General features: G+C 56.5%; 1 protein-coding gene. It reads right to left on the reverse strand.

The features are described from left to right. Positions 1-729 (reverse strand): transporter substrate-binding protein (locus ACXJKO_RS31820; RefSeq protein ID WP_457094984.1); only part of this gene is annotated, 729 nt, incomplete at its 3' end. Between the last annotated feature and the right edge of the window lie 272 nt (positions 730-1,001).

Genomic DNA, 1,001 nt, shown 5'->3' on the forward strand with positions numbered 1-1,001 from the left:
GTAGAACGGCACGTTGGCATCGCCATTGATGGTGGAGACCACGGCGGTCTTCTTGCCGGACGAGCCGAACTTCTTGATATCGGCGACGATCGTCTGCCAGTCGGAATGGCCGAACGGCGTGTAGCTGATCATGATGTCTTCGGATTTCACGCCCTTCGACTTGAGATAAGCCTCGAGGATCTTGTTAGTTGTGCGCGGATAGACATAGTCGGTTCCGGCGAGGACCCAGCGCGCGACCTTTTCTTCCTTGGCGAGATAATCGACCGCAGGAATGGCTTGCTGGTTCGGCGCAGCACCGGTGTAGAACACATTGCGCTCGCTTTCCTCACCTTCGTATTGCACGGGGTAGAAGAGAACGCTGTTCAGCTCCTTGAACACCGGCAGGACCGATTTGCGCGACACGGAAGTCCAGCAACCGAAAACAGCGGAAACCTTATCCTGACTGATCAGCTGGCGCGCCTTCTCGGCGAAGAGCGGCCAATCGGAAGCCGGGTCCACGACGACGGCTTCGAGCTTCTTGCCCAGAAGGCCGCCCTTCTTGTTCTGCTCCTCGATGAGCATCAGCATAACATCTTTCAGCGTGGTTTCGCTAATCGCCATGGTGCCCGACAAGGAGTGCAGAACACCAACCTTGATCGTCTCCTGAGCCTGCGCCGTCGCAGCCATCGTGCCTGAAACCAGAGCTGCCGAAGCGAGTGCGATCAGGCTTCTGCGCGTGAAATTCAACATCAGTTTGGTCCTCTTCCCTCAACTGCCCCGGTTTCAGGCGCAGCATCGGCATTCACGCAAGAACCATGCCAATGATAATCTCATAGAAGCTTCGTGATCGTCGTTCCKTGCAATCGCCTCCGGAGCGGCATTTGCTTGAGCACGTTGGCTGAAAAAGCGGCACAGGCACAGCAATGAGGCGGCAGAATAGAATCCTGCCGCCCCGGTCGGACTAACTTTTCATCATTGAAGCCTAAGCGTAGGCAGCTATCTCACAGGCGCGCTCATACACC

The organism is Microvirga sp. P5_D2 (assembly GCF_054049475.1).